This window comes from Vibrio fluvialis (assembly GCF_900460245.1).
Classification (GTDB): Bacteria; Pseudomonadota; Gammaproteobacteria; order Enterobacterales; family Vibrionaceae; genus Vibrio; species Vibrio fluvialis.
The window spans coordinates 1,571,198-1,595,542 of the sequence record NZ_UHIP01000001.1 but is presented as its reverse complement, the minus strand read 5'-3'; the positions used below and the strand labels follow the sequence as shown (position 1 = coordinate 1,595,542).

Below are 24,345 nucleotides of genomic sequence, written 5' to 3'. Positions count from 1 at the left end.
CGACTTCGCGGATAGAGGAACGGCACCCCGAAAGGTGCCGTTTTAATTAGTGATGGTGTTCCTGAGCAAGCTGCTCGTTGCTGCCTTCGCGCACATCAAATTCTACGTGCCATTTCTGACCGTTATCCGAGGCTATCGCTTCAAGATACAACGTGCCTAGTTCAGTAACACGTGACGCCAGAGTGACCGGCACCACTTCGCCTTCACGGCGACCTTCTGAGACTGGTAGCGTAACCTGAATTTCTGGCAGTTCTTCCAGCTCTTCTGGAGCCCAGTAATCAAGGTGTGTTCCGGCAACATCGTCACGACGAACTGTTGAACCAAAGAACTGGAAGTGCACTGGCTGGCCGATGATCAGGCCAAACTCCTGACTTGGGACATTGACGCTTGAGCCTTCTTCCATCCCAAACGGTGCCACACACAGGGCTTCCATTGGAGGAGCCATACCCGGAATCGCTGGCATTGCGCTTTCGATACCCACGTAGTAAGCCGACGCGATACCGCCGCGGATACGCACGCCTTGGCCACGACGAACGGATCCGTAGTAAGCCGCACCGCTGGCCACTGCCAGATCCAAATCCAGACCAGTCAGTCGTTTCGCAACCGGACTGTCTGAGTTGGTCAGCCATTGGTTAATCGTGGTGAACAGGCGATTCGCCAGCAGGTCAGATTTGAGTACGCCACCGTTAAACAAAATCGCGGTAGGCTTGATGAATTCGATGCTTGGTGCTGGCATACCCGGAATGCCAGCCATATTAAATGGTGCGGCTTCCGCTTGGCCTTGTGCATTGGCTTGTTTGGCCAAAAACGCGGCAATGTGACGGGTAATACCCGCATCTTGTGCATAAGGCAGACCCATTTGAGTCAGGGCACCACGCGGTTTTTGGACCGGATGCTCAGAGATGGTCACTTGTGGGAAGAAACCGTCTACCAGTGTTTGCTGAACTTCCTGCTTGGTCAGTTCCGTTTTCAGCGTTGCGCCCAGCAGTTTAGAGCCACGACTTGGCACCACGATCGGCACCGATTGCAGTTCCGAATCGCTCAGCAGCGCTTCTTTGGCGTCACGGCAAGCGTGAGTCATGGCTTGAACTTGCCAAGGTTGCAGCTCTTTGCCTTCCTGTGCCAGTTTCATCTTCAAACGGTACGCCAGCGCCAAATCCATGTTGTCGCCGCCCAGCAGAATGTGCTCGCCCACGGCAATGCGATTGAGCGTCAGGTTGCCGTCGTCTTCGGTGACTTCCACCAGAGACAAGTCAGTGGTACCACCGCCGATATCGACCACCAATACAATATCACCGACATTGACTTCGTTGCGCCATTCGTCGTTGCTGTTATCGATCCAGCTGTAAAGTGCCGCTTGAGGTTCTTCCAGCAGCGTCAGGTGAACAAAGCCCACATTACGTGCCGCTTCTGCCGTCAGATCGCGCGCAGCCGGGTCAAATGAAGCCGGAACCGTGATGGTGACTTCTTGTTCGGCCAGCGGATGCTGCGGGTGTGCGTGATTCCACGCATCTTTTAAATGTTCCAGATACAATTCGGTCGCGCGCAGGGGAGAGACTTTCTCAACATCTTCCGGGCTGCCTTGTGGCAGGAATGCGTCGCGGCGGTTCACGCCAGCATGGCACAGCCATGATTTTGCGCTGGCAATCAGACGAATCGGCGTTTTAGAACCCAGATTACGTGCAATCGCACCCACCAGCGCTTTGGGTTCGTCAGTCCAAGGCAGACGACGAGAACTGGTAGACATTTCATGTTCGTGCGGCTGATACAAGAAAGAGCCCAGTTGCATGCGATCTTCGACCGTGCCCGGCGCCGTCATTTGAGGAATCGCCATCACTTCAACACGTGCGTCTTCGGTTTGTGTATCGACATACGACAACACGCAGTGCGTGGTACCCAAGTCGATACCTACGCTGTATTTCGCTGTGGTTTCAGAAGTTGCTTGAGTGGTGTTGTGTTCCATTACAGCTCTACCTCAGCAGGGGCAATAATCGAAGCATCGTAGTTTTCCGCCAGTTTTGGCAGTGTCATTGATTCAGCTTTCCAGCCTTTGTGGATCAGTGTGCCGGTAAACGGTGCGTTGCCAGTAACGTTACCTGTCAGGCGAACTTCTTGTGGGTTGAAGCCTTCCGCGATAGTAATGCGAGACTCTTCGTCTTCGCTGCGAACCGGAGTCAGCGCCACATACTCTTTCAGTACTTTTTGGCCGCCAGCGTGGATAACGCGTGCCGCTGCGCCCACTTCTTCATCAGAGAAGCTAGTGACGTCTTCTTTCAGGAAGTCGATCAGGCGTGCTTCCTGTTGGAATAGGGAAAGTAGTTGCATCGCAGAGTCAGTAGAAGCCGTGGCCAGTTTGGATTCAACTTCCACCACTTTTTCGATCACTTTTTCGACTTCAACGATTTTTTCGACTTCGACGATCTTCTCGACGGGTTTTTCCACTTCGACGATTTTTTCAACCGGCTTCTCTACGACTTTCTCGATGATTTTCGACTTGCGTGATACCGCAAGGATCAGCAAAAGGACGCTGGATGCAGCTAAACCGGCATGAAGCATATCGAAGGTTGTTGGAATCAAATGTAAATCGAAGTTCATGATGAAATCTCTGTAGATGTAGGTAGGCAATGAACGGTTGTAAAATCCATTGCACAGAATAGTCAGAATTTAGCAAAAAATAAGGGCGGATATTACCATATTCAAGGCTCAAGGCTTGCAGAAAAGGCAGATTCTCACTTTCTAACTGGTTTGATAGCCGATCTTTTAAACAAAATGTCAGTGCTAACATAAATGAGCGCAGTTTATTACGCATCATGTGTCATCTGATAGTTAGAATTTTTATGTAATTTGAGTCATATCAATAGATTGTTAAATGGGTTGTTGACGTGCTAGAGAGTTAAAGGTAAACACAACCTATCTACCGTTAAGTTTCAGGCTTTATGACTAAAAAATTCAAAAATTTCCTGCCATTTAGCATTACTTTGCTCACTTTATTGTTTACCGTTGGTGTTGTCTCTGTGGCTTATCTGGTGCAGCAGCGTTATACCAAAACGATGTTTGAGAACTTGGCGGATCGACAGGTGCAATCACTGCAGCAGTTTGTGAACAGTGATATTCATTTCATCGGTTCAGGTGCCAATTTCTTTCACAGCGTCAGTCCGATGAATTGGAGTCGTTTTCGCATTTACGCCAGTGACGTTCTCTCTGGTTCAAAAAGTTTAATCGGTTTGCAGTGGTTACAGCGAATCGAAGTCCAAGATATACCAGCCTATGAAGCCAAGATGGCAAAACGTTATCCAGGCTTTACGATTTATACGGTGCTTGAAGGCGGTAAAATCGTATATGGTTATCAACTGAAAGGTGAGCCTATCTTTGCGGTGACCGATATTTTTCCCCGGACGCCAGTAAACATCGACCTGCTGGGCTTTTATTCATCACGTAAACGCTTTGAATTCGTGTTGGACTATATTTCAACCACTACCAATCCCAGTGTCTCTGACAAAATTCGGCTCCTTCAGGATGGCCGAGACTCGTCAACCCCCAAAGATGGATTACTGATTTATCATCCGGTGTTTGATCAGTATCGTCATCATTTACTGGGTGTGATGGTGGGTGTAATTCGTCTGTCGGTCTACTTTGATGAATTGGTTCTCAAAACGGCCGCAGAGCACCAGATGGCACTGCGTGTGGTCGATACTGGTTTTGATTCTGAAGATGATCCGGTGCTCTATCAGAGCAACAACTGGATTCACGGTGAAGGCCTTCAGGTGACTCGTAGAGTTGAATTGCCGAATCGCGAATGGTTGGTGGATTTTCGCCTCCCTCAGCCGTTGACTCAGAATGATAAATGGGTACTGATTGGGCTTGGTATTGGTGGCAGCATGATTGCGTTGCTGTTGGGTTTTGTGAGCCATTTGCTGATCCGTGAAAAAGAGACGCTCAATTCCAAATTGGAAGAACGGACCAAAGAGCTGCGTTTTATGGTAGAACACGACAGCTTGACGGGTATTTTCAACCGCCGCGCGTTTAACCGGATTCTCGATGTGTATGTGCGCGACCAGAAGCCATTTACTCTGGTCAGTTTTGACATTGACAACTTCAAATCGATTAACGACCGCTACAGCCATCTGGCCGGGGATCAGGTGCTGGTTGCTGTGACGAAAACCATCGAAACTCTGCTTGATCCGGAGGATATTTTTGTCCGCACTGGTGGTGATGAGTTTTCGATACTCTGTCATGTGACGGAGCCAGAGCAATTGAAGAGCTATCTGGAAACGATTCGGCGCACAGTGGAGTTAAGCCGCTTTGACACCGATTATCACCAGCTTTCGGTTTCGCTGAGTATCGGGGCGGCCATCAATGAAGGGTATTCCGAGCAGGAACTGTTGCAACGCGCCGACACTATGTTGTACGAAAGTAAAGCAAAAGGGCGAAATCAGGTCTCAATTGCTGACTAAATTGCCGATTGGGCGTCGAGTTTTTTCACAGAGTTGGGTAACATAGCGCGCTTTGAATTTTTCGACAGAGGACTGGATTTGGCAATGAACTATAACCGGGTCGTGTGCTTCGATTTGGAAATGTGCTGTTGGAATGAAAACGGAGTGGGCACCACAGGTGAGATCATTGAAGTGGGTCTGGCTGAGATTGATTTAACTGCAGGTGAAATCGTCAAGCGTGCTCAATATTACGTGAAACCAGAACAGGACGAAGTGTCGCTGTTTTGCGCCGAGTTAACGGGTATCACGCCGCGTAAGATTGAAAAGCAGGGCCGACCTTTGGCGGCTGTGATTCAATCGATGGTGAAAAATTTTGGCGGCTCACAGAAGATTTATGCATCTTGGGGACGCGATGATCTGATCCTGATTAACGAGTGTCGTGCTAAAGGTATCGACGTACCGTTTCAAGAGTTTGTTAATCTGGCCACACTTTACCGGATCCAGAATCGGCTGAAGGACAAGCGAATTGGCCATCGTGCCGCTCAGGAAGCGAAAGGCATTGAGTGGGAAGGGCGTCAGCACTCCGGCTATGTGGATGCTTATAATCTGGCCAGGCTCGCGTTGACGATGCTGTAACTGCTTGCTCAAAAAGCGGTAATCTTTCTGTCATGCAAGATCGTTAATCTTCTCCATCAGCAAATCGGGAAAATGATGCTAACAACGTCTTAGGCTAGACGGTATTAGAAATACGACCAATTAAAAAGCGCAGTGTTGACTGCGCTTTTTCTTTTTCCATCCAAAGCCGTTATTTACCGTCTGTAACCATCAGTTTGGCGCGAATAAACTGACTGTGATCGACATAGAGCAGCTCAGCGGCTTTGCGAATCACAGCATCTTCCAGTGGATCGATCTCGCCGTCGGCGTGCGCGACTTCCCACATCGCTTTGATAAGTTCAAAGCGGGTTTCCTGAGTCAGTTCACGCAGCTGTGAAGTAAAATCATACAGTGAAGCCGACTGGCGAATCTGTTCGTCCGCACTGTCGATAAGTACATTAGCTTCACTCTCGTCAAGACCGAGCAGACGCTGAAGCAGCGTGAGTTTCGCTTGCTGCTCTTTGTCATCAATCTGATGGTCGGCACCTGCCACTTCACTCAGTAAGCATGCAATGGCGAGGTTCGGGCTCTGCTTCTGTCGACTCAGATCCTGACCGTCGAGCAATTGTTTAAACAGTGAAGTAATCGCATTGAACATAAGTGATGCCTTTTCAAAAATCGTTGGTTTAAGTATAGATGGCGACGAGCGTTCCATTTCACAACCCAAATGGCCTAATCGTGAGTCTTTGAACGTTGCTGAGTCGGCGCAAAAGTAATACGTTGGCCATCACTGGTGAGGATTGCCACCGAACTCGGTTTGCCACTCTTATCTAGTTTGAGTTCTCCAATCGCTGCACAGTTCACTAATCGTTTGATTTTTTCTGAGCTCGGCGCGCGTTTGCGGATTTTTAACCGCTTGCGTTTGGTGAGCAAGTTCAAAGGAGAACGTGGGCTGTAGAGCAGGCGGTCCATGGTATCGCAGAATGAGAGCAGGGGTTCTGGAAACTGGTTTTTGATACCGCTACAGGTAATCTGGAAAATATTCGGGCTCGATTTTCTTGAGCGCAGTTGAATGTCGTAGGCGAACGAATAGTGCACATCGCCCGACAAAATTACATAGTTGGACGGCGTTTTGGTGTGAGTAAAAATACTCACCAGCGTGTTGGCACTGCCGGGGTGCGCCATCCAGTTTTCGGCGTCTATGATCAGCGGTTTGCCGAGCCATGTCATCATGCGTTGCAGCGCTTCAATGAATTTGACGCCGAACATCGGCGCTGCTGACACAATGATCACTTTATCTTCGTTCATCAACGCTTGCTGAAACTCCATCATCGCTTCCCAGTCCATCAGCCCTGAGGGTTTATTCATGCGTGATTCAGAGCGCCAGCGCCGCGTGCGGGTATCCAGCACCACCATCTTTGGTGAGGTGTCTGTAGTGTAGTGCCACTTTTCGAACGGGTAGAGGTGTGCAATCCACGCATCCTGAGTTGAGGGTTGCGGAGACCGACAATAAGCCTCTGCAAGTTGATGGAACGCGGTGTCGAAGTTGTCCGGCTCATTCCCCCAGCCTTGAAACAACCAGTAGCTGATCAGGGCGTTGCCGATGATGCGCTTGGAAAAAGCATTACTGTAGGCGGCTTGTTCCCAACCAACGGTGAGATTCCAGTCATCGGTGACATCGTGATCATCAAAGATCATATAGGTCGGCAGGTGGGCCATCAGCCGTTGAACCTGGCCCAACCCAGAAGCAAACTCGCGAATGTTCTTCAGCTCATTTTGCCATTCGGTGAGCTTGTCGGCCGGAATACGATGGGTTGCGTTTGCCAGTTGCAAGCTATCGCTGTCATCAAAGTGAATGTCCTGCCACAAGGCTGGCGACCACATCAGCAGATACATGGCAAAGAATTCCGCCAGTGAGATCAGATGGTTGTCATTGTCGGTAGAACTGAATATCGGCGTGGGTTTGCGCGGCAGCAGGCGATCAAAAAAGCGTTGTTCGCCGATGGAGTGCGGCAAAAGTTGGTCTCGGCCGTAAAAACAGTGCGCATGTTGGTACAAGGCCTCACTGTTGGCGACGGGCGATTGCTCAAAGGTTTCGGTATACAGCCCCAAACGTTCAATCACACTGTGAATCGCGTAAAGTGTTGGCCCGGCAACGTGGTCGGCGTAGATCTGATCGCCGCTCATCATCAAAAGGTCCGGACGTTCGTTGGCAGGCAAGCGTTCGATGTGCTCGTCGGCGGTCACCAATGCGTCTTTAGCAAAATGATGTGGATTGCGACACGAACCATGCAGTACATGATCGGCTTTGCCAGAAAGCCACAGCGAAAAACGAGTTTCTCCCTTGTAACGCAGGTCAGGATAAAGCTCACTTACCGCGCCATACTGGGTCACCAGTTCGTACTGATAAAGCGTTTCAAGTGTGAAATGGTGTTTAATCTGAACTTGGCATACCCAAGCGTGTTCGCCAATTTGGTAGCTTTGCGTGTCGGCAAATGGATGACTTACCAGCGGAGCAGTAGAATCGGGAGTGAATAACTCAAGCTGGCCTTGAGGTGCCTCTGAAGTGGCAAACCAGATCACCAGCTCGTTTGCAGAACTCTTTCGAACGATAGGTCCCGCCAGTAAAAAGGGCAGTGATGTGGTTTGATAATGCGTCAAAATGGCTCCTAGTTTTCCTCTTCCATAGAGCCCAGCATTTCGATGAATTCTGAACTGGTTCGCTCATGGGCAACTAACATCAGCGCTAATAATGCCTCAGCTTTGGCTCGGGTTGCGCAATCGTCTTGTAAAATGTGCATTACTTGTTCACGAATAAGCTCCACTTCGTGTTCGACAAAACCGCGACCTTCCTCTTCGCCTTCGCCCTCTTCAGGTGCGTTATCGAACTCGAGAAACAGCAGCTTATCGTCCAACTGGACATTGACCAGTTGTTCGGGAAGCCACACTTCGCCCATCACAACATCAGGGTCGCAATCATCGGGCAGAGAATTTAAAAGTGCTTTGAGTTCGGATGCTTTCACAGTTCAATCAGTCAAATCGGAGTATGTCTGTATTTTAGCGGCCAATTCGATTGAAAACTAAAGGTTATTTTTGTTGATTGCTCAATAAATGAGTGATCGAGCCAACATCGCGTGTTGTCGCAAAGAAAAGCCACCGTTCAGGTGGCTTGATAGAGAAGCTTTGTAATCCAGACAATTATTCAATGGTGATACGTTTGTGCGCGATGCCAGTATGGCAATCGATGCAGGTTTCGCCGCGCTTGGTCATTTGCTCGTGATTGAGCCGAGCGCGTTGCGGTTGTTTGCTCAGATCAAAGTTATCGCCGACATGACAATGACGGCAATTGGCCGAATCGTTGGCGACCATATCGTCCCACACCATTTGTGCCAGCCGTGGCCGGTGTTGCTCGAAGTTTTCCTTGGTAATGGTTCCGACCAACATGTGGTAGATATCGGCAGTGGCGACAATTTTCACTTTCATTTTGTCGATAAACTCGTGCGGCACGTGGCAGTCAGCGCAAGTGGCGTGAATAGTGTTTTCATCCACGTAGTGCGGCGAGGCTTGATACTCCTGCACGATAGTGTCCATGCTCAGGTGACAACTAAAGCAGAACGCGTTCTGATTCGATGCCACCATCACGCCCTGAAAGCTGGCGGCACCCGCCAATAACACGAACACACCAATCGGAATGCCAAGCAATAATGGCTTTTTCAGCCATTGCCAAAGCCGTTTAAGCCTCGACGTTTTAGCGGGGAATGTCTCTCCCATAATTCCTCCAGAGAGGTTCGGGCACGGCTTGTGCCCGAACCGTCGGCGCTGAGTTATTTGCTTTCGTCGAGGTAACGCGCTTTAAAGGCGTCCTGAGCTGCTTTGCGCGCACGTTTCACTTCTTCGGGTTCGTTGCCCGTGAACCAAGCGTGTTCAGGACGCGACAGAATATCGTCCAGCACGCTGCGTGCTCGTTTCGCACCTTCCACATTGCCTTTGTGTTCCGCTTTTTCAACCACCTCGAGATACTGAGGAACCATCTGACTGTAGAACCGTTCCGCGACTTCAAACAGGCCGTGCCACTGCACATAGTCCGGTGCCTGCATTGCGGCGCCGTGACGAGCGCGACGTCCTTCGTGGTGCCACAGATAGAACCAGGTCCATTCGATCTCTTCGTCAAAACCAGTTTCGGTCAGCATGCCTTCCTTCATCAATGTATCCATCAAGGCTTTGCCGGGTTTGGCAAACTTGTCGTTGTACAGATTTACCAGAGAGTCAAACTGCTGATAGAAGTTATCCACCATCGATTTGGTATGGCACGATTCACACACGTTCTGCATATCGGCGCGGCGATCTTGCCAAGACTTGGTCTCTTTACCCAACGCTTTGTCTTTGGCATCGATTTTTTCCGAGACGGCAGGGCGCAAGGTCCAGGAAATACGGTTGCCGACATCGTGTGTGACGGGCAATTCGCGGGTGGCTGACATATGACAAGTGGCGCAGGTTGGAGCGGAATCGTAGTCTTCACCGACAATCCATTTGGAAGAATCGAGATTCATGCGATCCACATGCGCAAAGAAGTTGATGCCGTGTTTGGACTCTTCGTAAATTTCTTTTTGGGGGTGATCCGGACCCAAGTGACATTTGCCGCACGCTTCAGGACGGCGCGCCTGAACCATTTCAAACTCGTGGCGTTGGTGACATGCAGAACAAGCACCGACAGAGCCGTCCGGATTGATTCGGCCGATCCCGGTATTTGGCCAGGTTGCAGGATCCAGATCACCGTTCTCCAGCACTTTGACTTCTGAGCCATGGCACTGCCAACAACCGTTGACCGCAGCCGGAGAGGCGCCGTTCAGCACGTTGGCGCCTTCCACCACCTCCGCGAGGAAGTTATCCAATGAGCCGATGATTTGCCCGGCTTTGGCGTGGTGACTGGCAGAGAATTCCTGTACTTCCTGAGTATGACAGTTGCCACAATCTTTGGGCGAAACAATCACCGCGATGTTGTAGCCTTCGTGTTTGATCGCATCCGGATCGTCCGGTGATGCCTGGTGACACTCATAGCACCCCACGTTGGCGCCGTAATGTTTGGAGCGCCCCCACTGGGCGTAAATTGACGGGTTTTCATCCTTATGACAGGCGGCGCAGGCCTTGCTCTCTTCACTGAGCTGCTCAAAAGGTTTCATCACCAAGGCTTTGGGTTGTGCAGAAAGGGGGAGGGACAGAGTGAGGGTAAACAAAGCCATTAACGCGCAAAGGAGCCACGCAGTTGGCCGTCTAGTCAACCGTTCGTTTTCCATAATGAACCTCGTTCACTGTTAGGAATGCAGGACATTGCTGCATAATTGTTGTGTATGACGACTGCTCTACTTCCGAAGTTAAGTGTATATATGCATGTAGTTCCCACAAAAAAGTTGTGGTTAAAATGTAACCTATATCCGTAAATTACCACTTAAGTAGTAGTCTGGATGGTGGAGGAGTTATTGTGAGGAAGCAAAAAAAAGCAGCTCTTTCAAGGAGCTGCTTTGGCTTAGGACTTTTATTTAGAGATAGTAAGAGAAACGATTCCTTCAGTTTCTCTTAATCAAAAGGATGCATCGCACCCTTGAGAATTACAGAGCGATCGCTTCTAGTTGAGATTTCGCAGACTCGATGCCTTTCGCTGCAGGCTCTTCGCCCATGTTCAGCGCTTCTGCGTACACGAACTCAACTTCAGTGATACCAACGAAACCCAGAATGGTTTTCAGGTAAGGTGTCACGTTATCTGTTGCTGAATCTTTGTGAATGCCACCGCGAGTGGTGATCACAACCGCTTTCTTACCTTCAATCAGGCCTTGTACGCCTGCTTCAGTGTATTTGAACGTTACGCCGGCACGAGCAATCAAATCGAACCAGTTTTTCAGCTGAGTCGGAATCGTGAAGTTGTACATTGGCGCTGCGATAACCAGAGTATCTGCTGCTTTCACTTCAGCGATCAGTTCGTCAGACAGAGCAACGACTTTTTGCTGCTCTTCAGACAGATCTTCCGTTGCGCGCAGTGCAGTGGCAACAGAGAAGTCCAGTACTGGCAGTGGCTCAGCAGCCAGGTCACGCACGTTCAGTTCGTCTTGGTTGAACTTGGTCAGATAAGCATCAAGCAGTTTGCTTGATTGAGAATAGTCACCCAGGATGCTTGATTTAAGAGCGAGTACACGAGACATGTTTTGTTCCTTAACTGTGGTTATCACGTTGATGGTGTCATCTTAGTGAGACCCCGCCCACAAGATAAGTAGGAAGATTTGCTGGACTCATTCAAAAAATTTGAATAAGCGCAAGTTCCTACGCGGCCTAAAGACTGTGATACAATCCGCGCAGTTTTGTTGAATGAAAAGAATAGGAAACGCTTTGACTCAGTCACAGCCCAATACAGAAAAGTCAGCGGTTGCGAAAGCGAACAGCGCGGAATCGCTGAAAAAGGCATTGAAACAGTGCCTGATTAAAGACCGCTTTCGTTTTAACAAGCGAATCACTGGCGCAAGCAAAATCAAAAATGAACAAGCGCGCCACGCTGTGTTTGACGAAATCGCGCTCGAGATTGCGCAGTCGATGATGACTGTTGAGCAGCGTATGGCTCAAAAAATCAAAATCGAATACCCGGAACTGCTGCCAGTCAGCCAAAAACGTGACGACATTGCTAAGGCGATTGAAGAGCATCAGGTGGTGATTGTCGCAGGTGAAACCGGCTCAGGTAAAACTACGCAGCTACCGAAAATCTGTGCCGAGCTTGGGCGCGGAAAATTTGGCCTGATTGGTCATACTCAGCCTCGTCGTCTGGCAGCGCGCTCGGTGGCCAACCGCATTGCGGAAGAGATGGAAACTGAGCTGGGTGGCTTTGTCGGCTATAAGGTACGTTTTAACGACCAGATTTCTGACCAGACTCAAATCAAACTGATGACCGACGGTATTCTGCTGGCGGAGATTCAGCACGACCGTTTTCTTAATCAGTACGACACCATCATTATCGATGAAGCGCACGAGCGCAGCCTTAACATCGACTTCATTCTGGGTTACCTGAAAGAACTGCTGCCGCGTCGTCCGGATCTGAAAATCATCATTACCTCTGCGACCATTGATCCAGAGCGCTTTTCTAACCATTTCAATGGCGCACCGATCATTGAAGTATCCGGTCGTACTTACCCGGTGGAGACTCGCTATCGTCCGCTTGCAGGCGAAGATGAAAGTGATCGCGACCAGCTGGAAGGCATTTTCGAAGCGGTTGATGAACTGTGCGATGAAGGTCTGGGCGATATTCTGATCTTCATGAACGGTGAGCGTGAAATCCGTGATACCGCGGACGCGCTGGCCAAACGAAAACTGCGTGACACGGAAATTGTGCCACTGTACGCCCGTTTGTCGGCGGGTGAGCAGAATAAGATCTTCCAGCCTCACTCGGGCCGACGCATTGTTCTGGCCACCAACGTAGCAGAAACGTCGCTGACCGTACCGGGCATTAAATACGTGATTGACCCGGGTACGGCGCGTATCAGCCGCTACAGCTACCGCACCAAGGTGCAGCGTTTGCCGATCGAACCGATTTCACAAGCAAGTGCCAACCAGCGTAAAGGTCGCTGTGGTCGTGTGGAAGAAGGCATCTGTATCCGCCTTTATTCCGAGGACGATTTTGTTTCTCGTCCGGAGTTTACCGATCCTGAGATTCTGCGGACCAACTTAGCGTCAGTTATCCTGCAAATGACTGCGCTGGGACTGGGCGACATTGAAGCATTCCCGTTTGTGGAAGCGCCGGATAAGCGCAACATTCAGGATGGCGTGCGCCTGCTTGAAGAGCTGGGCGCCATCAATGCTGATGCCAACGATCCGAAGAAACGTCTGACTGAAGTCGGCCGCAAACTGGCTCGCCTGCCAATTGACCCGCGTTTAGCGCGCATGGTTCTCGAAGCACCGCGTTTTGGCTGTCTGAAAGAAGTGATGGTGATTGCTTCGGGTTTGTCGATTCAGGATCCGCGTGAGCGCCCGAGCGACAAACAGCAATCTGCGGATGACAAACATCGCCGCTTCCACCACGAAGAGTCGGATTTCCTTACGCTGGTGAATTTGTGGGATTACCTCAAGCAGCAGCAAAAGGCATTGAGCAGCAACCATTTCCGCCGCCAGTGTAAGCAGGATTACCTAAACTATCTTCGTGTTCGCGAATGGCAGGATGTGTATTTCCAATTGCATCAGTCGATGCGCGAAATGGAATACAAACTGAACGATGAACCTGGTAGCTACGAAGGCGTGCACAGCGCGATTCTGGTTGGCCTGCTGTCGCACATTGGCGCGAAAGATCAAGAGAAAAACGAGTATCACGGTGCTCGCAACGCGCGCTTTAATATCTTCCCGGCATCAGGTCTGTTCAAGAAACAGCCGAAGTGGGTCATGGCGGCTGAACTGGTCGAAACCTCTAAGCTCTGGGCGCGCATGGTTGCTAAGATTCAACCGGAATGGATTGAACCGCTGGCTAAGCACCTTATCAAACGTAGCTACAGCGAACCGCATTGGTCGAAAAAACGTGCGGCAGTCATGGCGTATGAAAAAGTGATGCTGTACGGAGTGCCGATTGTTCCGAAACGTCTGGTGAATTATGGCAATATCGACGCGCCGCTCAGCCGTGAAATCTTTATCCGCAGCGCTCTGGTGGAAGGCGAATGGGAAACCAAACACGCTTTCTTCAAACAAAACCGTGCATTGCTGCAGGAAGTGGAAGAGCTTGAACATAAATCTCGTCGCCGCGATATTCTGGTCGACGATGAAGAGCTGTTCCAGTTTTACGATCAACGTGTCGGGACGGACGTGGTTTCAGGCCGTCATTTTGACAGTTGGTGGAAAGGGGCAAGTAAAGCAAATCCAGAGCTGCTTAACTTTGAAAAAGAGATGCTGTTTAAGGGCGACGCCAGCCACATCACGGATCTGGATTACCCGAACTTCTGGCATCAGAACGGTATTAAACTCAAGCTGAGCTACCAGTTTGAGCCGGGCGATGACAGTGACGGTGTCACCGTTCATATTCCGTTGCCAATCCTGAACCAGATTGAACCGCAAGGCTTTGACTGGCAGATCCCGGGCCTGCGTCATGAATTGGTGGTGAGCCTGATTAAGTCGCTGCCAAAAACGCTGCGCAAAAACTTTGTGCCAGCGCCAAATTACGCCGATGCCTTCCTCGCACGTGTTAAGCCAATGGAAGCGCCGCTATTGGATGCGCTCGAAAAAGAGCTGCGCCGGATGACAGGAGTGGAAGTATTGCGCGACGACTGGAAATGGGAACAAGTGCCTGACCATCTGAAAGTCACGTTCCGCGCCGTTGATCATCGCAATCGCAAGCTGAATGAAAATAAAGATCTGCACGAACTGAAAGAAGGTCTGAAAGAGAAAGTTCAGGAAACACTTTCGCAGGTCGCTGACGATGATATCGAGCAGAAAAACCTGCACACCTGGTCGTTTGGCGAACTGCCACGCGTCTATCAGCAAAAACGTGGTGGCTTTGAAGTCAAAGCGTTCCCTGCGCTGGTGGACAACAAAGATAGTGTAGAAATCAAACTGTTCGAAACCGAGCAGGAGCAGAATAATGCCATGCGTGAAGGCCAGCGCCGCTTAATTCTGCTCAACGTGCCGTCGCCTATTAAATATCTGCACAGTAACTTGCCGAACAAGTCCAAACTGGGTCTGTACTTCAACCCGTATGGCAAAGTGATGGATCTGATTGATGACTGCATTGCGTGTGGCATCGACAAACTGATCGAGCAGCATGGTGGTATGGCGTGGCAACCGGAAGCGTTTGAAGCGTTGAAAGAGTTTGTGCGCGCAGAACTGGGTGACACTGTGGTGGATATCGCCAAGCAAGTGGAAACCATTCTGACCACCGCTTATAACATCAACAAACGCCTGAAAGGGAAAATCGATTTCACCATGGCGTTTGCGCTCTCTGACATCAAAGCGCAAATTGAAGGGCTTATCTTCAAAGGATTCGCGACAGAGTGTGGCTGGAAACGTCTGCCGGACATTCTGCGTTACATGAAGGCCATAGAACGCCGCATGGAAAAACTGCCGATTGACCCGAACAAAGACCGTTTGCACATGTTGAAGATCGAGTCGGTGGCGAAAGACTATCAGGAACTGCTGAACAAGATCCCGAAAGGCATGGTCGTGCCGGAGAACGTGAAGGAGATCCGCTGGATGTTGGAAGAGCTGCGCGTGAGCTTCTTTGCTCAGCAGCTGGGTACGCCGTATCCGGTATCCGATAAGCGTGTGAAAAACGCCATCGATGCCTGTTAACCCTGGCCCGGGTTTCTGACGCTAACCCGGGTACAGTATTTGCATAGCTTATCAATATCACTATAATTTGGCGCAACATGGCAATGAATGGCCGCAGGGAGCATTGCCTCATAACGATGAGAAGGTTAATCATGAAAAAGACTTTACTGGCACTGGCTCTGATCGGTGTATCTTCAACAGCGCTGGCTGACTCTTGGATTTACGGTGGTGCGTCTGTTGGTCAGGCGGATTACAAAGGCGACACTAGCACTTCTTACACCATTCACGCTGGTACTGGTATTCTGCCATTCATCGGTGTTGAAGCAGGTTATACCGATTTTGGTGACTTCAAAGACAACGGTTCAGACATCTCTGCATCAACCGTTTACTTTGCACTGAAGCCAAGCATCGACTTTGGTCCTCTGCACGTCTATGCACGTGGTGGTCTGCACTCATGGAAAACGGAAGTAAACGGTAACAAAGATGACGACATCGATATCATGTACGGTGTTGGCGCTGAATACTTCATCATGGGCCCATTCTCTGTTGGCGCCAGCTACCACAAATACGAGCTGGACAAAGACAGCATCGATACGTTCAGCCTGAACGCAACGTTCCACTTCCTATAAGTCGACGTTAAAACTCAATGAAAAAACCAGCCTTTTGGCTGGTTTTTTATTTTCTATCCCTAAACACCTTCTGTGAAGGTGGTGATCGTTGTGGCCTAAGACAGATTTAAGCAATGTAACGTTGTACGAGGTGAGCTTTGAAATGCTTGGCGTTGAGCGTCTCACCTGTCGCTTGTTTAACGAGCTCGTCTGTTGTTAACAGACTGCCTTTGCTCCAAATGTTGCTTTGTAGCCAAGCGAAGATAGGAGACAGGTCGCCGCTGCGAATTGCCGCGTCCACATCAACACTCTGCTTCATGGTTGCCATAAACTGAGCGGCGTACATCGCACCCAAGGTGTAGCTTGGGAAGTAGCCGAAGCTGCCGTCTGTCCAATGAATGTCCTGCATACATCCGTTCTGATAGTTGCCTTTGGTGCTGAGGCCTAAAGACGCGCGCATTTTCTCGTCCCACAGTTCAGGCACATCGGTATGCTTGATCACGCCGTTCATCAGATCGCGCTCAATTTCATAACGCAGAATAACGTGTGCAGGGTAGGTTAGTTCATCGGCATCGACACGAATAAAGTCTTTCTTCACTCGTGTATACAGCTTTTGAATGTTGTCGATTTGAAACACTTTGTCATTGTGAGCGCCAAAGTGATCAGCAGCAAGACGCGCCAAGTGATCGATAAACGCCGGGCTGCGACCCAACTGCATTTCAAAGAACAGGGATTGTGATTCATGGATACCCATCGAACGCGCTTCACCTGCCGGAGTTCCTGCCAGATGTTTTGGCAATCCTTGCTCGTAACGAGCGTGACCCGTTTCATGCACGATACCCATCAGTGACTGCACAAATTCAGTTTCATTGTAGCGAGTGGTAATACGTACGTCGCTTGGCACGCCACCACAGAATGGATGGACACTTTCATCTAAACGACCATGGTCGAAATCGAATTGAAGCAGCTTCATGACATCAAGGCCGAGCGCTTTCTGATTCTGTGCTGGGTAGTAACCTTTAGGCTCTAACACCGCTTCAGAACGCTGTTTCTCAATCGCTTGATCGATCATCTCTGGTAGCCAGCTTTTTACGTCGCTGAACACGCGGTTCAGAGATTCAGTCGTCGTGCCGGGTTCATAGAGCTCCAGCATCGCATCGTAAGGCGTGGTGCCCGTCGCTTCAGCGCGGATTTGTGCTTCTTCTTGAGATAACTTCACCACTTCAGCCCAGTTCTTTTCAAAACCGGCCCAGTCGTTTGCTTTTCGCTGAGAGCGCCAAGCATGCTCACACTTTGAACCTGCCAATGATTTGGCTTCGACCAACGATTCAGGCAATACATTGGCTTGTTGCCAATGGCGTTTCATCTCGCGCAGGACAGCGGTTTGTTCGCTATTGAGACTTTCCGCTTCTGCTTCGGCAAACCAGTCACTGAGTTGCGGCTGTGTCATCAAACCATGAATATGAACAGAGAGCTCAGCCATCGCTTCTGAACGTGCCTGAGCGCCGCCCGTTGGCATCACCGCTGCTTGATCCCAGCCGCAGATGGCAGACAAATGATTGAAGTGAGAAACCTTTTTAGAGTGTTTAACTAATTTATCGAATACGCTCATGAGAATAGCCTTCCTTGACGAAAAATGAGAGAGAAGTGTACCAACGTGCTACAGATTAACAAGTGGCCTGAACCAGCGACGTGAACCTTGCCCGACAAGCAAGATCTTGCTTGTTCAAAGGCAGTTTGTTGCTCTAATGGCAAGGTTTTAAATATAACTAATTGATTTTAAATGAATGCCAAAGTGGCATCGACTTTGCTCCCTTACTCACTGAATTCGCGCTGAGCGCACTTACATCACGAACGTTTTATCGAATGGCAAAGGTTGTCTTAACCCGTTGCCTGATAAACAACCAGTTAGAAAGGAATGAGCAATGCCAACTCCATGTTATATCTCTATCGAAGGTCAAACTCAGGGTCTAATCACTGCAGGCGCTTGTACTGCGGATTCTATCGGCGATTCATTCGTTGAAGGTCACGAAGACGAGATGCTGGTTCAGCAGTTCGACCACATCGTTACTGTTCCGACTGACCCACAATCGGGCCAGCCTTCAGGTCAGCGTGTGCACAAACCATTCAAATTCACCGTGTCTCTGAACAAAGCTGTTCCTCTGCTGTACAACGCACTGGCATCAGGCGAGAAGATGACGACGGTTGAACTGAAATGGTACCGCACGTCTATCGAAGGCAAACAAGAAAACTTCTTCACCACCAAGCTGGAAAACGCGTCTATCGTGGATATCCAATGTGAAATGCCACACTGCCAAGATCCAGCAAAATCTGATTTCACTCAGAACCTGACCGTTTCGATGTCTTACCGCAAAATAACGTGGGATCACGTGAATGCGGGTACTTCAGGCTCAGACGATTGGCGTAAACCAATCGAAGCGTAATTTACGCTCGAGCTGTGTTGCCCGTCTATAGGCGGGCAACCTTGTGAACCTTAAGCACAAAGCATCCAACCCGCACCCTGGCATCCGCTTGGTTTCGGGTGTTTTGCGCTTAAGGTTTCACCATTTTTACTGAGTATGAAGGAATGGCAGGATGGCGACGTTAAAGTATCAGTTTCATGTGGAAGGTCTGGAGGACGACACGCTGGTGGTGCGTGGGTTCGACGGGCAAGAAACGCTTTCCAGCGAACGCATCAATGGGCAACCGTGCCACGGTTTTCGTTATGAACTGGAGCTCGCCAGTCGGCTTGCCAATTTAACGCCGGAGATGGTGGTGGATAAAGCCGCGGAGCTGACGCTCTATCGCGACGATATGCTGGTTCAGCGCGTGAACGGCATCGTGCGCCGCTTTACGCAGGGCGATACCGGCCATCACCACACCTTCTATTCACTCACGTTGGTGCCTGCTTTAGAGCGTTTGTCTCTGCGCCACAACAGCCGCATCTTCCAACTCAACACCGTGCCGGAAATCCTCTCCATTCTGTTGCAGGAAATGGGCATCAACGACTACGCCTTTGCGCTGACTCGCGACTGCGCGCAGCGTGAATTCTGCGTTCAGTACCGTGAAACCGACTTGGATTTTCTCCATCGTTTAGCTGCCGAAGAAGGGTTGGTGTACAGCTTCATTCATGAAGAAGGTAAACATACGCTGATATTCAGCGACGCCTCAGAGAGCCTGCCGAAACTCGGTGAGCCAATTCCGTACAACACGCTGGCGGGCGGTATGATTGAATCACCGTACATCTCGGCGCTGAGCGTGCACACCCAATCGGAGGTGAGCCAAACGGCGCTGCAAGACTACAGTTTTAAAAAGCCGACATACTCCTTTGCCCAGCAAGCGGTCGGGACAGAAATGGACTATCAGCAGCCAGATTACGAACATTTCGATGCGCCGGGGCGGTATAAAGACGATGTCAGCGGCAAAGCATTCAGCCAGATCCGCCTTGATTATTTGCGCCGCAACGCGCACACCGCAACGGGAAAAAGCAACCAACCGTTGCTGCGTCCGGGGGTGAAGTTTGACCTGCAAGAGCACCTCGACGACACCCTAAACCGAGATTGGTTGGTGGTGAGTGTCACCAGCCAAGGCACGCAGCCTCAGGCGCTAGAAGAAGCCGGAGGTAATGGCGCGACCACCTACGCGAACCAATTTTCGCTCATCCCAGCGCATCGCACTTGGCGCGCCACGCCGCAAACTAAACCTCAGGTCGATGGCCCGATGATCGCCACTGTCGTAGGCCCGCAAGGCGAAGAGATCTTCTGCGATGAACACGGCCGCGTAAAACTGCATTTCCCATGGGATCGCTATTCCAACGGTGATGAGCACAGCTCCTGCTGGGTGCGCGTCTCGCAAGGCTGGGCGGGCAGTCAATATGGCATGATCGCCATTCCGCGCATCGGTCATGAAGTGATTGTGTCGTTTCTCAATGGTGACCCGGACCAACCGATAGTCACCGGTCGTACCTATCATGCCACCAACACTGCGCCGTATACGCTGCCAGACAACAAAACCAAAACCGTGCTGCGCACCGAAACCCATCAGGGGCAGGGTTATAACGAACTCAGTTTTGACGACCAAGCAGGCAGTGAGCAAATTTACCTGCACGCACAGAAAGACTTTGACGGCCTGATTGAAAACGACCACACCAGCGTGATTAAGCACGATAAACACCTTACGGTGGAGAACGACCGCTTCAGTCAAATCAAAAACAATCAGCATCTGACGGTGGGTGGGGAAAGCCGTGAATCAGTGACCGGGAACCGAACTCTGATGGTTGAAGGCTCATTGCATGTGAAAACCGGCAGTGTTTGGGTGAATGAATCGGGTACTGAAGTCCATATTAAAGCGGGCCAAAAGGTCGTCATTGAAGCTGGCTCCGAAATCACCGTGAAAGCGGGCGGCAGCTTTGTGAAAGTCGACCCAGCAGGGGTTCATCTATCTGGTGCAGGCGTGAACCTGAACTCGGGCGGTAGCCCGGGCAGTGGCAGTGGTTTCAGTGGCCAAGCTGCCACACTACCGGGCAATTTGGACGATGCGCCGCCACTGGATGCTCCGAAAACGGTTTCTTACCAAGCTTTGTTGCAGGCAGAGGAAGCCAATGTGCCTGCAGTGAAACCTTGTCCACTAGCGGAGGGTAATTCATGATTTCTGAGTGGCTAGACACACAAAGCTTGCCCGTCTTTTGGCTTGCCAAAGCAGACCCTTTTAAACAGGCCGTAAGCGAAAATGGCGGTTTTTCGTTCGAGCATTCCACCCCACTTTTTCATGGGGATATGTTTGCTAATGCGATGCCATTGTCACCTTGGTTGGTGCCTGCCGATGATTCCTTGGCTGCGGTTTCTCAAGATACGTTGCAGCAGGGGTTGTTCTTCACATCGTCGGCAGATCTACGGGATCTCACTGACCATTTGCGTAGCTTGTTGACCGCAGGGTTGGATGGTGAAGAAGTAGTATTTCGCTTTTACGATCCGAAAGTGTTACTACCAATGCTCACGGTAATGGACGAGAGCGATCTCAACGCGCTATTCGGCAACATCAAGGAATTGACTACTTTTCATACCGAAACAGACCAATTGCAAACCTGGTCGTCAACCCGAGTGACGCCGTTCGAATTGCAACCAGCGCCTTGGTGGCGAATGAAAGAGGCACATCTTAAGCCACTGTACTCCACTCAAACTCATGCCGTTATTTTAGAAAAGCGATTCTGGGAAGTGTTGCCTGAATCGATGGAAGCGCTTGACCAACCCGTGGAGATCATCAAACAGACATTGGTACAGGCTCAATCGCAAGGATTTAACCCAGAACAAGGGGAACTGGCAGTGTTGAACATGCTGGTTCAACGTACTCCGGTGTCGATGGCGGAAGTATGCCTCGCTTTTCACTTATCTAATCCAGAACAAGAACAGTTATTGAATATTCAGGAGAAATTTGTATGAGCAGTACAGGAACCAACGCTTATTGCTTACCATGCCAACAGTTAACTCACTGGATTGAAATTCTTGTTCGAGATGAAAATAATCAACCATTCTCGGGGGTGACTGGTGTAGTGGTTGACTCCAATCAAGTTGAACATCCTGTCGAACTGAGTGATGCGCCCATTTTGATTGAGCAGCTACCGCCCGGCCCGGTACAACTGGTTTTAGACGCAGAGCCATGGATTCTCGAAGCTCAAGCAGAGACTCATCCGCGAAATAACACGGATAAACCGACCAAAGACTTTGCCGATGGTTATAGCGGTCACAATGGTGGCCCTGTGAAATATGCAGAAATCACCACTGGCGATCTCACGCTGTTACCCGAGAAAGTAACGCTGCCGCCTTACCACCAAAAAGGGCAAGGTGACGCAGTCAAATTGGTTGTTGATAAAACGTATGTTCTTCAGGTCAGAGCGTACAAGTTCATCACTTTGCGTGTCGGCATGTTCTTTGATGGCACTGCCAACAATACCTATGGTGCGAAATGGGGTAAGCAGGAACTGGAAAAATACTATTCCACTTGGAAGGCAAAATACGAAGCAGACTGCGACATTCTTTCCAGAAAAACCGGTTACCCCAAAAATGCTATACCAGAAGTACTGCTTTCTGATGACTGTTTTGCGTATCCTAAGAAAGATAACTTCTTTATTTCATTGTTTAAAAACGATGACGGGGAAATCGAAACCGTGGAAGGCAGTGCCACCAATGAGCTCACTAATGTTCAGAAGTTATATGATTTGTATGCATATAATACATATTTTAAAGAAATCAGGACGTTTTCTCATGCGCAATACGTAACAGGAATTGGAACAGGCAACAGCACAAATATATCTCCAGCGGATGAATCTCTGATTGGGCAAGGACTTGGAACAGGCAAGTATGGTGTAACGGCTAAAGTCTCCACAGGTATTGATCAACTTTCAAAAAGTATGGAAGACGTGGCTTCCGACATTCGTAGCCAAGCTGGTCCTGATATAGATGGAATTAGTAAGTTACAATTCGATGTTTTTGGTTTCAGCCGAGGGGCTGCTGCTGCTAGGCATTTCGTAAATGTCGTTTTGGATGGTAAACATGGAGAGTTTGCACCTGCTTTTTCAAAAGCATGTGATAAATCAGGGTTAGCATTGAAGTTTGGATTTGATTGGAACGAAAAAGATGAGCGCAAGGCAAGTTGTGAAATCAGCTTTGCTGGGCTATTTGATACTGTTGCTTCTGTTGTTGATCTTTTGTCGTTTGATTTCTCAACGCATACTGACAATGGTGATGTGCGACTCTGGCTCGATCCTGAGCGCGTAAGACGTGTCGTACACCTAACCGCTGACCCAACTATTGAATGCCGTGACAACTTTAGTTTGAATCATCTCAACTCGAGAGATGAACAACACTTTTATGAATTTGTGTTGCCAGGTGCACACTCAGATATTGGTGGTGGCTATCATTCGCGACAAAGTTTTATTCGAAGAGATTTTTTGCTCCCAATGTTTGAGAATAAGTTGGTAAAGAAAATCAGCAGATCTTTTTCTGGTGACTGGGAGAAAGATAGAGTTAAGAAATATATAAGTTCTAAGTTGATGGAATATAAGGAAAGAGATCTGTTAACCGGATGGAATGAGAGCGACTATTCTGAACCAGAATTTGAGGTAATAAATAGAGGAAATGACAAGGATAGTGGAACGGTAATTGGTCGTCTTTATATCAAACGCTTTGTTTCAGGTGATCTGTCTAGGCTTTATCTTCGCTTAATGTACGGATTGTCAGAATTTCATGGTGTTCCATTTAATGATAGGGATGGAAAGGTTTGGTCTGATTCAGTACGAAATGAGAACCAATATACAGTACAAGATATTGATGTGATTAGTTTCAGGATGTTGAATGACGAAATATTAGAATCTGCTAAATGTGGAGATTATGACTTTTTGTCCAAAAAACTGAGTGACAAAAAACTTAAAGATGCATTCATGAAAATGAACTTGTACCATCATTCATCGGGCGGCGATATTGGTATGGCACCTCTTTGGGATGAAAAACAGAATTGTTACAAACGGGCCAGTTATGAATGTGAAAAAGGGAAATAATTTGAATTATAAAAATATAATTACATCTGTACTATCACTTTTATTGATTGCTTGTGCTTCGGATGCTTCGCCAGTACCTGGAAAACAGTGGCAAGTTGGCGTTGTTATGCCTTCATTCTATCCAGTAAATGTCACTCAGGCTTATGGTGTGAATGAAGAAGAAGATTGGACTGTAATGCTGCATAATTTTACGCAGTTTATGACGAGAAGCGAATTAAGTAATGCGCGTGAAAAACTACCAGACTATGACGGATACGGACTACCGTTGCATTCAATAAGCATAGTACGACGCGACCAAATTGGTGGTACAACCCATTTACCAGACTACATTTATATTTATTGGGCATCTTTGGTAAATACTAAATTTTACGTAACAAAATATGAACTTGACGAGTCAGTTAAACGGCTGATGTCTATCAATCTTAGTTATACGCTTGAAAGTGGCTTTGTTATTCATGATTGTTTTCGTAAGGAATTAGTTTTTGGCTTACTGCCTAATGGAAATGCAAAAATTTGGCTCAAAGGATGTGATGAAATGATTTATGTTAAAGAGCTACCACCAGACAGAGTTCTTGAACATGATAGTAATGGGATGAGAGCTGATGACTATAAAAATAGTTCCTTATTGGCTGAGGTTAAAGAAAGAGCAGAGATCGAAGGCGTTTCTATTGACCCGATTCCATGGGACAAAGTGAACAAAGTTTATACTTTAGAAAAAGTAAAGACTTTAGATGAAGCTCTGAGTGCTAGCCATCAATAAAAAGCTACCGAAAACGCCCAGCCCACAGCTGGGCGTTTTCTTATCTGACGATAATCTGTTAGAGACACAAATCACACTTTACGGTATAAGTTAACCACTTGTGATTTTTCAGGGATT

The 24,345-nt window shown here is 49.0% G+C and carries 18 protein-coding genes; 9 read left to right on the top strand and 9 right to left on the bottom strand.

Going from position 1 to position 24,345, the window contains the following annotated elements; all coding sequences use genetic code 11:
- Positions 1–46: 46 nt before the first annotated feature.
- Both DYA43_RS07505 and DYA43_RS07500 read right to left on the bottom strand, forming a co-directional pair.
- On the bottom strand, positions 47–1,963 hold the full coding sequence (locus DYA43_RS07505) for an Hsp70 family protein (protein WP_061056549.1): 1,917 nt from the start codon (positions 1,961–1,963) through the stop codon (positions 47–49).
- On the bottom strand, positions 1,963–2,595 hold the full coding sequence (locus tag DYA43_RS07500) for a DUF2760 domain-containing protein (RefSeq protein ID WP_020327417.1): 633 nt from the start codon (positions 2,593–2,595) through the stop codon (positions 1,963–1,965). The genes DYA43_RS07505 and DYA43_RS07500 overlap by 1 nt, the downstream gene beginning before the upstream one ends.
- Before the next feature lie 341 nt (positions 2,596–2,936).
- Here DYA43_RS07500 and DYA43_RS07495 point away from each other — a divergent pair, with 341 nt between their 5' ends.
- Positions 2,937–4,454, top strand: a complete 1,518-nt coding sequence (locus tag DYA43_RS07495) for a sensor domain-containing diguanylate cyclase (RefSeq protein WP_061056548.1) — start codon at positions 2,937–2,939, stop codon at positions 4,452–4,454.
- Positions 4,455–4,538: 84 nt separating this feature from the next.
- On the top strand, positions 4,539–5,069 hold the full coding sequence (locus tag DYA43_RS07490; protein WP_061056547.1) for a 3'-5' exonuclease: 531 nt from the start codon (positions 4,539–4,541) through the stop codon (positions 5,067–5,069).
- Positions 5,070–5,238: 169 nt separating this feature from the next.
- On the opposite strand, the gene DYA43_RS07485 is transcribed toward DYA43_RS07490, so the two are convergent.
- The 6 genes from DYA43_RS07485 to DYA43_RS07460 form a co-directional block, all read right to left on the bottom strand.
- Positions 5,239–5,685, bottom strand: a complete 447-nt coding sequence (locus tag DYA43_RS07485; RefSeq protein WP_024373608.1) for a tellurite resistance TerB family protein — start codon at positions 5,683–5,685, stop codon at positions 5,239–5,241.
- Positions 5,686–5,759: 74 nt separating this feature from the next.
- The gene (locus tag DYA43_RS07480) at positions 5,760–7,688 is read right to left on the bottom strand and encodes an alkaline phosphatase D family protein (RefSeq protein WP_061056546.1); all 1,929 of its coding nucleotides are present in this window, start codon (positions 7,686–7,688) and stop codon (positions 5,760–5,762) included.
- Between the two features lie 8 nt (positions 7,689–7,696).
- The gene (locus tag DYA43_RS07475; protein WP_020432981.1) at positions 7,697–8,050 is read right to left on the bottom strand and encodes a VC1380 family protein; all 354 of its coding nucleotides are present in this window, start codon (positions 8,048–8,050) and stop codon (positions 7,697–7,699) included.
- A 175-nt stretch (positions 8,051–8,225) separates the two neighbouring features.
- The gene (locus DYA43_RS07470; protein ID WP_020432983.1) at positions 8,226–8,798 is read right to left on the bottom strand and encodes a NapC/NirT family cytochrome c; all 573 of its coding nucleotides are present in this window, start codon (positions 8,796–8,798) and stop codon (positions 8,226–8,228) included.
- A gap of 53 nt (positions 8,799–8,851) precedes the next feature.
- A complete protein-coding gene (locus DYA43_RS07465) occupies positions 8,852–10,207 on the bottom strand; it encodes a multiheme c-type cytochrome (protein ID WP_020327409.1) in 1,356 nt (451 codons plus the stop codon).
- Positions 10,208–10,633: 426 nt separating this feature from the next.
- Complete coding sequence (locus DYA43_RS07460; RefSeq protein WP_020327408.1) at positions 10,634–11,221, bottom strand: FMN-dependent NADH-azoreductase; 588 nt, start codon at positions 11,219–11,221, stop codon at positions 10,634–10,636.
- Positions 11,222–11,405: 184 nt separating this feature from the next.
- Here DYA43_RS07460 and hrpA point away from each other — a divergent pair, with 184 nt between their 5' ends.
- Together hrpA and DYA43_RS07450 are read left to right on the top strand one after the other, a co-directional pair.
- Complete coding sequence (gene hrpA / locus DYA43_RS07455; RefSeq protein ID WP_061056545.1) at positions 11,406–15,329, top strand: ATP-dependent RNA helicase HrpA; 3,924 nt, start codon at positions 11,406–11,408, stop codon at positions 15,327–15,329.
- Between the two features lie 131 nt (positions 15,330–15,460).
- A complete protein-coding gene (locus tag DYA43_RS07450) occupies positions 15,461–15,937 on the top strand; it encodes an outer membrane beta-barrel protein (protein WP_020327406.1) in 477 nt (158 codons plus the stop codon).
- A 106-nt stretch (positions 15,938–16,043) separates the two neighbouring features.
- On the opposite strand, the gene DYA43_RS07445 is transcribed toward DYA43_RS07450, so the two are convergent.
- Positions 16,044–17,528 carry a carboxypeptidase M32 gene (locus DYA43_RS07445; protein WP_061056544.1) on the bottom strand — a complete coding sequence of 495 codons (1,485 nt, stop codon included), beginning with the start codon at positions 17,526–17,528 and terminating at the stop codon, positions 16,044–16,046.
- A 313-nt stretch (positions 17,529–17,841) separates the two neighbouring features.
- Between DYA43_RS07445 and hcp-2 the strand changes: the two genes are divergently transcribed.
- The 5 genes from hcp-2 (at position 17,842) to DYA43_RS07420 (ending at position 24,228) form a co-directional block, all read left to right on the top strand.
- Positions 17,842–18,360 carry a type VI secretion system effector Hcp-2 gene (hcp-2, locus tag DYA43_RS07440; protein WP_020331126.1) on the top strand — a complete coding sequence of 173 codons (519 nt, stop codon included), beginning with the start codon at positions 17,842–17,844 and terminating at the stop codon, positions 18,358–18,360.
- Positions 18,361–18,511: 151 nt separating this feature from the next.
- Positions 18,512–20,563: a type VI secretion system Vgr family protein gene (locus DYA43_RS07435; protein WP_061056543.1), complete on the top strand. Its 2,052-nt coding sequence runs from the start codon at positions 18,512–18,514 to the stop codon at positions 20,561–20,563.
- On the top strand, positions 20,560–21,354 hold the full coding sequence (locus DYA43_RS07430; protein ID WP_061056542.1) for a DUF4123 domain-containing protein: 795 nt from the start codon (positions 20,560–20,562) through the stop codon (positions 21,352–21,354). Before DYA43_RS07435 ends, DYA43_RS07430 begins: the two co-directional genes overlap by 4 nt.
- On the top strand, positions 21,351–23,468 hold the full coding sequence (locus DYA43_RS07425) for a phospholipase effector Tle1 domain-containing protein (RefSeq protein ID WP_020331123.1): 2,118 nt from the start codon (positions 21,351–21,353) through the stop codon (positions 23,466–23,468). Before DYA43_RS07430 ends, DYA43_RS07425 begins: the two co-directional genes overlap by 4 nt.
- Positions 23,446–24,228 (top strand): DUF2931 family protein, encoded by a 783-nt coding sequence (locus DYA43_RS07420; protein WP_062789254.1) that lies wholly within the window; start codon positions 23,446–23,448, stop codon positions 24,226–24,228. Before DYA43_RS07425 ends, DYA43_RS07420 begins: the two co-directional genes overlap by 23 nt.
- The last annotated feature ends 117 nt before the right edge of the window (positions 24,229–24,345 follow it).

Excerpts from the sequence above, each read along its gene's own strand:
- DYA43_RS07505 (WP_061056549.1), bottom strand. The coding sequence starts at position 1,963 with ATGGAACACAACACCACTCAAGCAACTTCTGAAACCACAGCGAAATAC.
- DYA43_RS07430 (WP_061056542.1), top strand. The coding sequence starts at position 20,560 with ATGATTTCTGAGTGGCTAGACACACAAAGCTTGCCCGTCTTTTGGCTT.
- DYA43_RS07465 (WP_020327409.1), bottom strand. The coding sequence starts at position 10,207 with ATGAAACCTTTTGAGCAGCTCAGTGAAGAGAGCAAGGCCTGCGCCGCC.
- hcp-2 (WP_020331126.1), top strand. The coding sequence starts at position 17,842 with ATGCCAACTCCATGTTATATCTCTATCGAAGGTCAAACTCAGGGTCTA.
- DYA43_RS07470 (WP_020432983.1), bottom strand. The coding sequence starts at position 8,798 with ATGGGAGAGACATTCCCCGCTAAAACGTCGAGGCTTAAACGGCTTTGG.
- DYA43_RS07485 (WP_024373608.1), bottom strand. The coding sequence starts at position 5,685 with ATGTTCAATGCGATTACTTCACTGTTTAAACAATTGCTCGACGGTCAG.
- DYA43_RS07435 (WP_061056543.1), top strand. The coding sequence starts at position 18,512 with ATGGCGACGTTAAAGTATCAGTTTCATGTGGAAGGTCTGGAGGACGAC.
- DYA43_RS07490 (WP_061056547.1), top strand. The coding sequence starts at position 4,539 with ATGAACTATAACCGGGTCGTGTGCTTCGATTTGGAAATGTGCTGTTGG.
- DYA43_RS07445 (WP_061056544.1), bottom strand. The coding sequence starts at position 17,528 with ATGAGCGTATTCGATAAATTAGTTAAACACTCTAAAAAGGTTTCTCAC.
- DYA43_RS07425 (WP_020331123.1), top strand. The coding sequence starts at position 21,351 with ATGAGCAGTACAGGAACCAACGCTTATTGCTTACCATGCCAACAGTTA.
- DYA43_RS07460 (WP_020327408.1), bottom strand. The coding sequence starts at position 11,221 with ATGTCTCGTGTACTCGCTCTTAAATCAAGCATCCTGGGTGACTATTCT.
- DYA43_RS07495 (WP_061056548.1), top strand. The coding sequence starts at position 2,937 with ATGACTAAAAAATTCAAAAATTTCCTGCCATTTAGCATTACTTTGCTC.
- DYA43_RS07420 (WP_062789254.1), top strand. The coding sequence starts at position 23,446 with ATGAATGTGAAAAAGGGAAATAATTTGAATTATAAAAATATAATTACA.
- DYA43_RS07450 (WP_020327406.1), top strand. The coding sequence starts at position 15,461 with ATGAAAAAGACTTTACTGGCACTGGCTCTGATCGGTGTATCTTCAACA.
- DYA43_RS07500 (WP_020327417.1), bottom strand. The coding sequence starts at position 2,595 with ATGAACTTCGATTTACATTTGATTCCAACAACCTTCGATATGCTTCAT.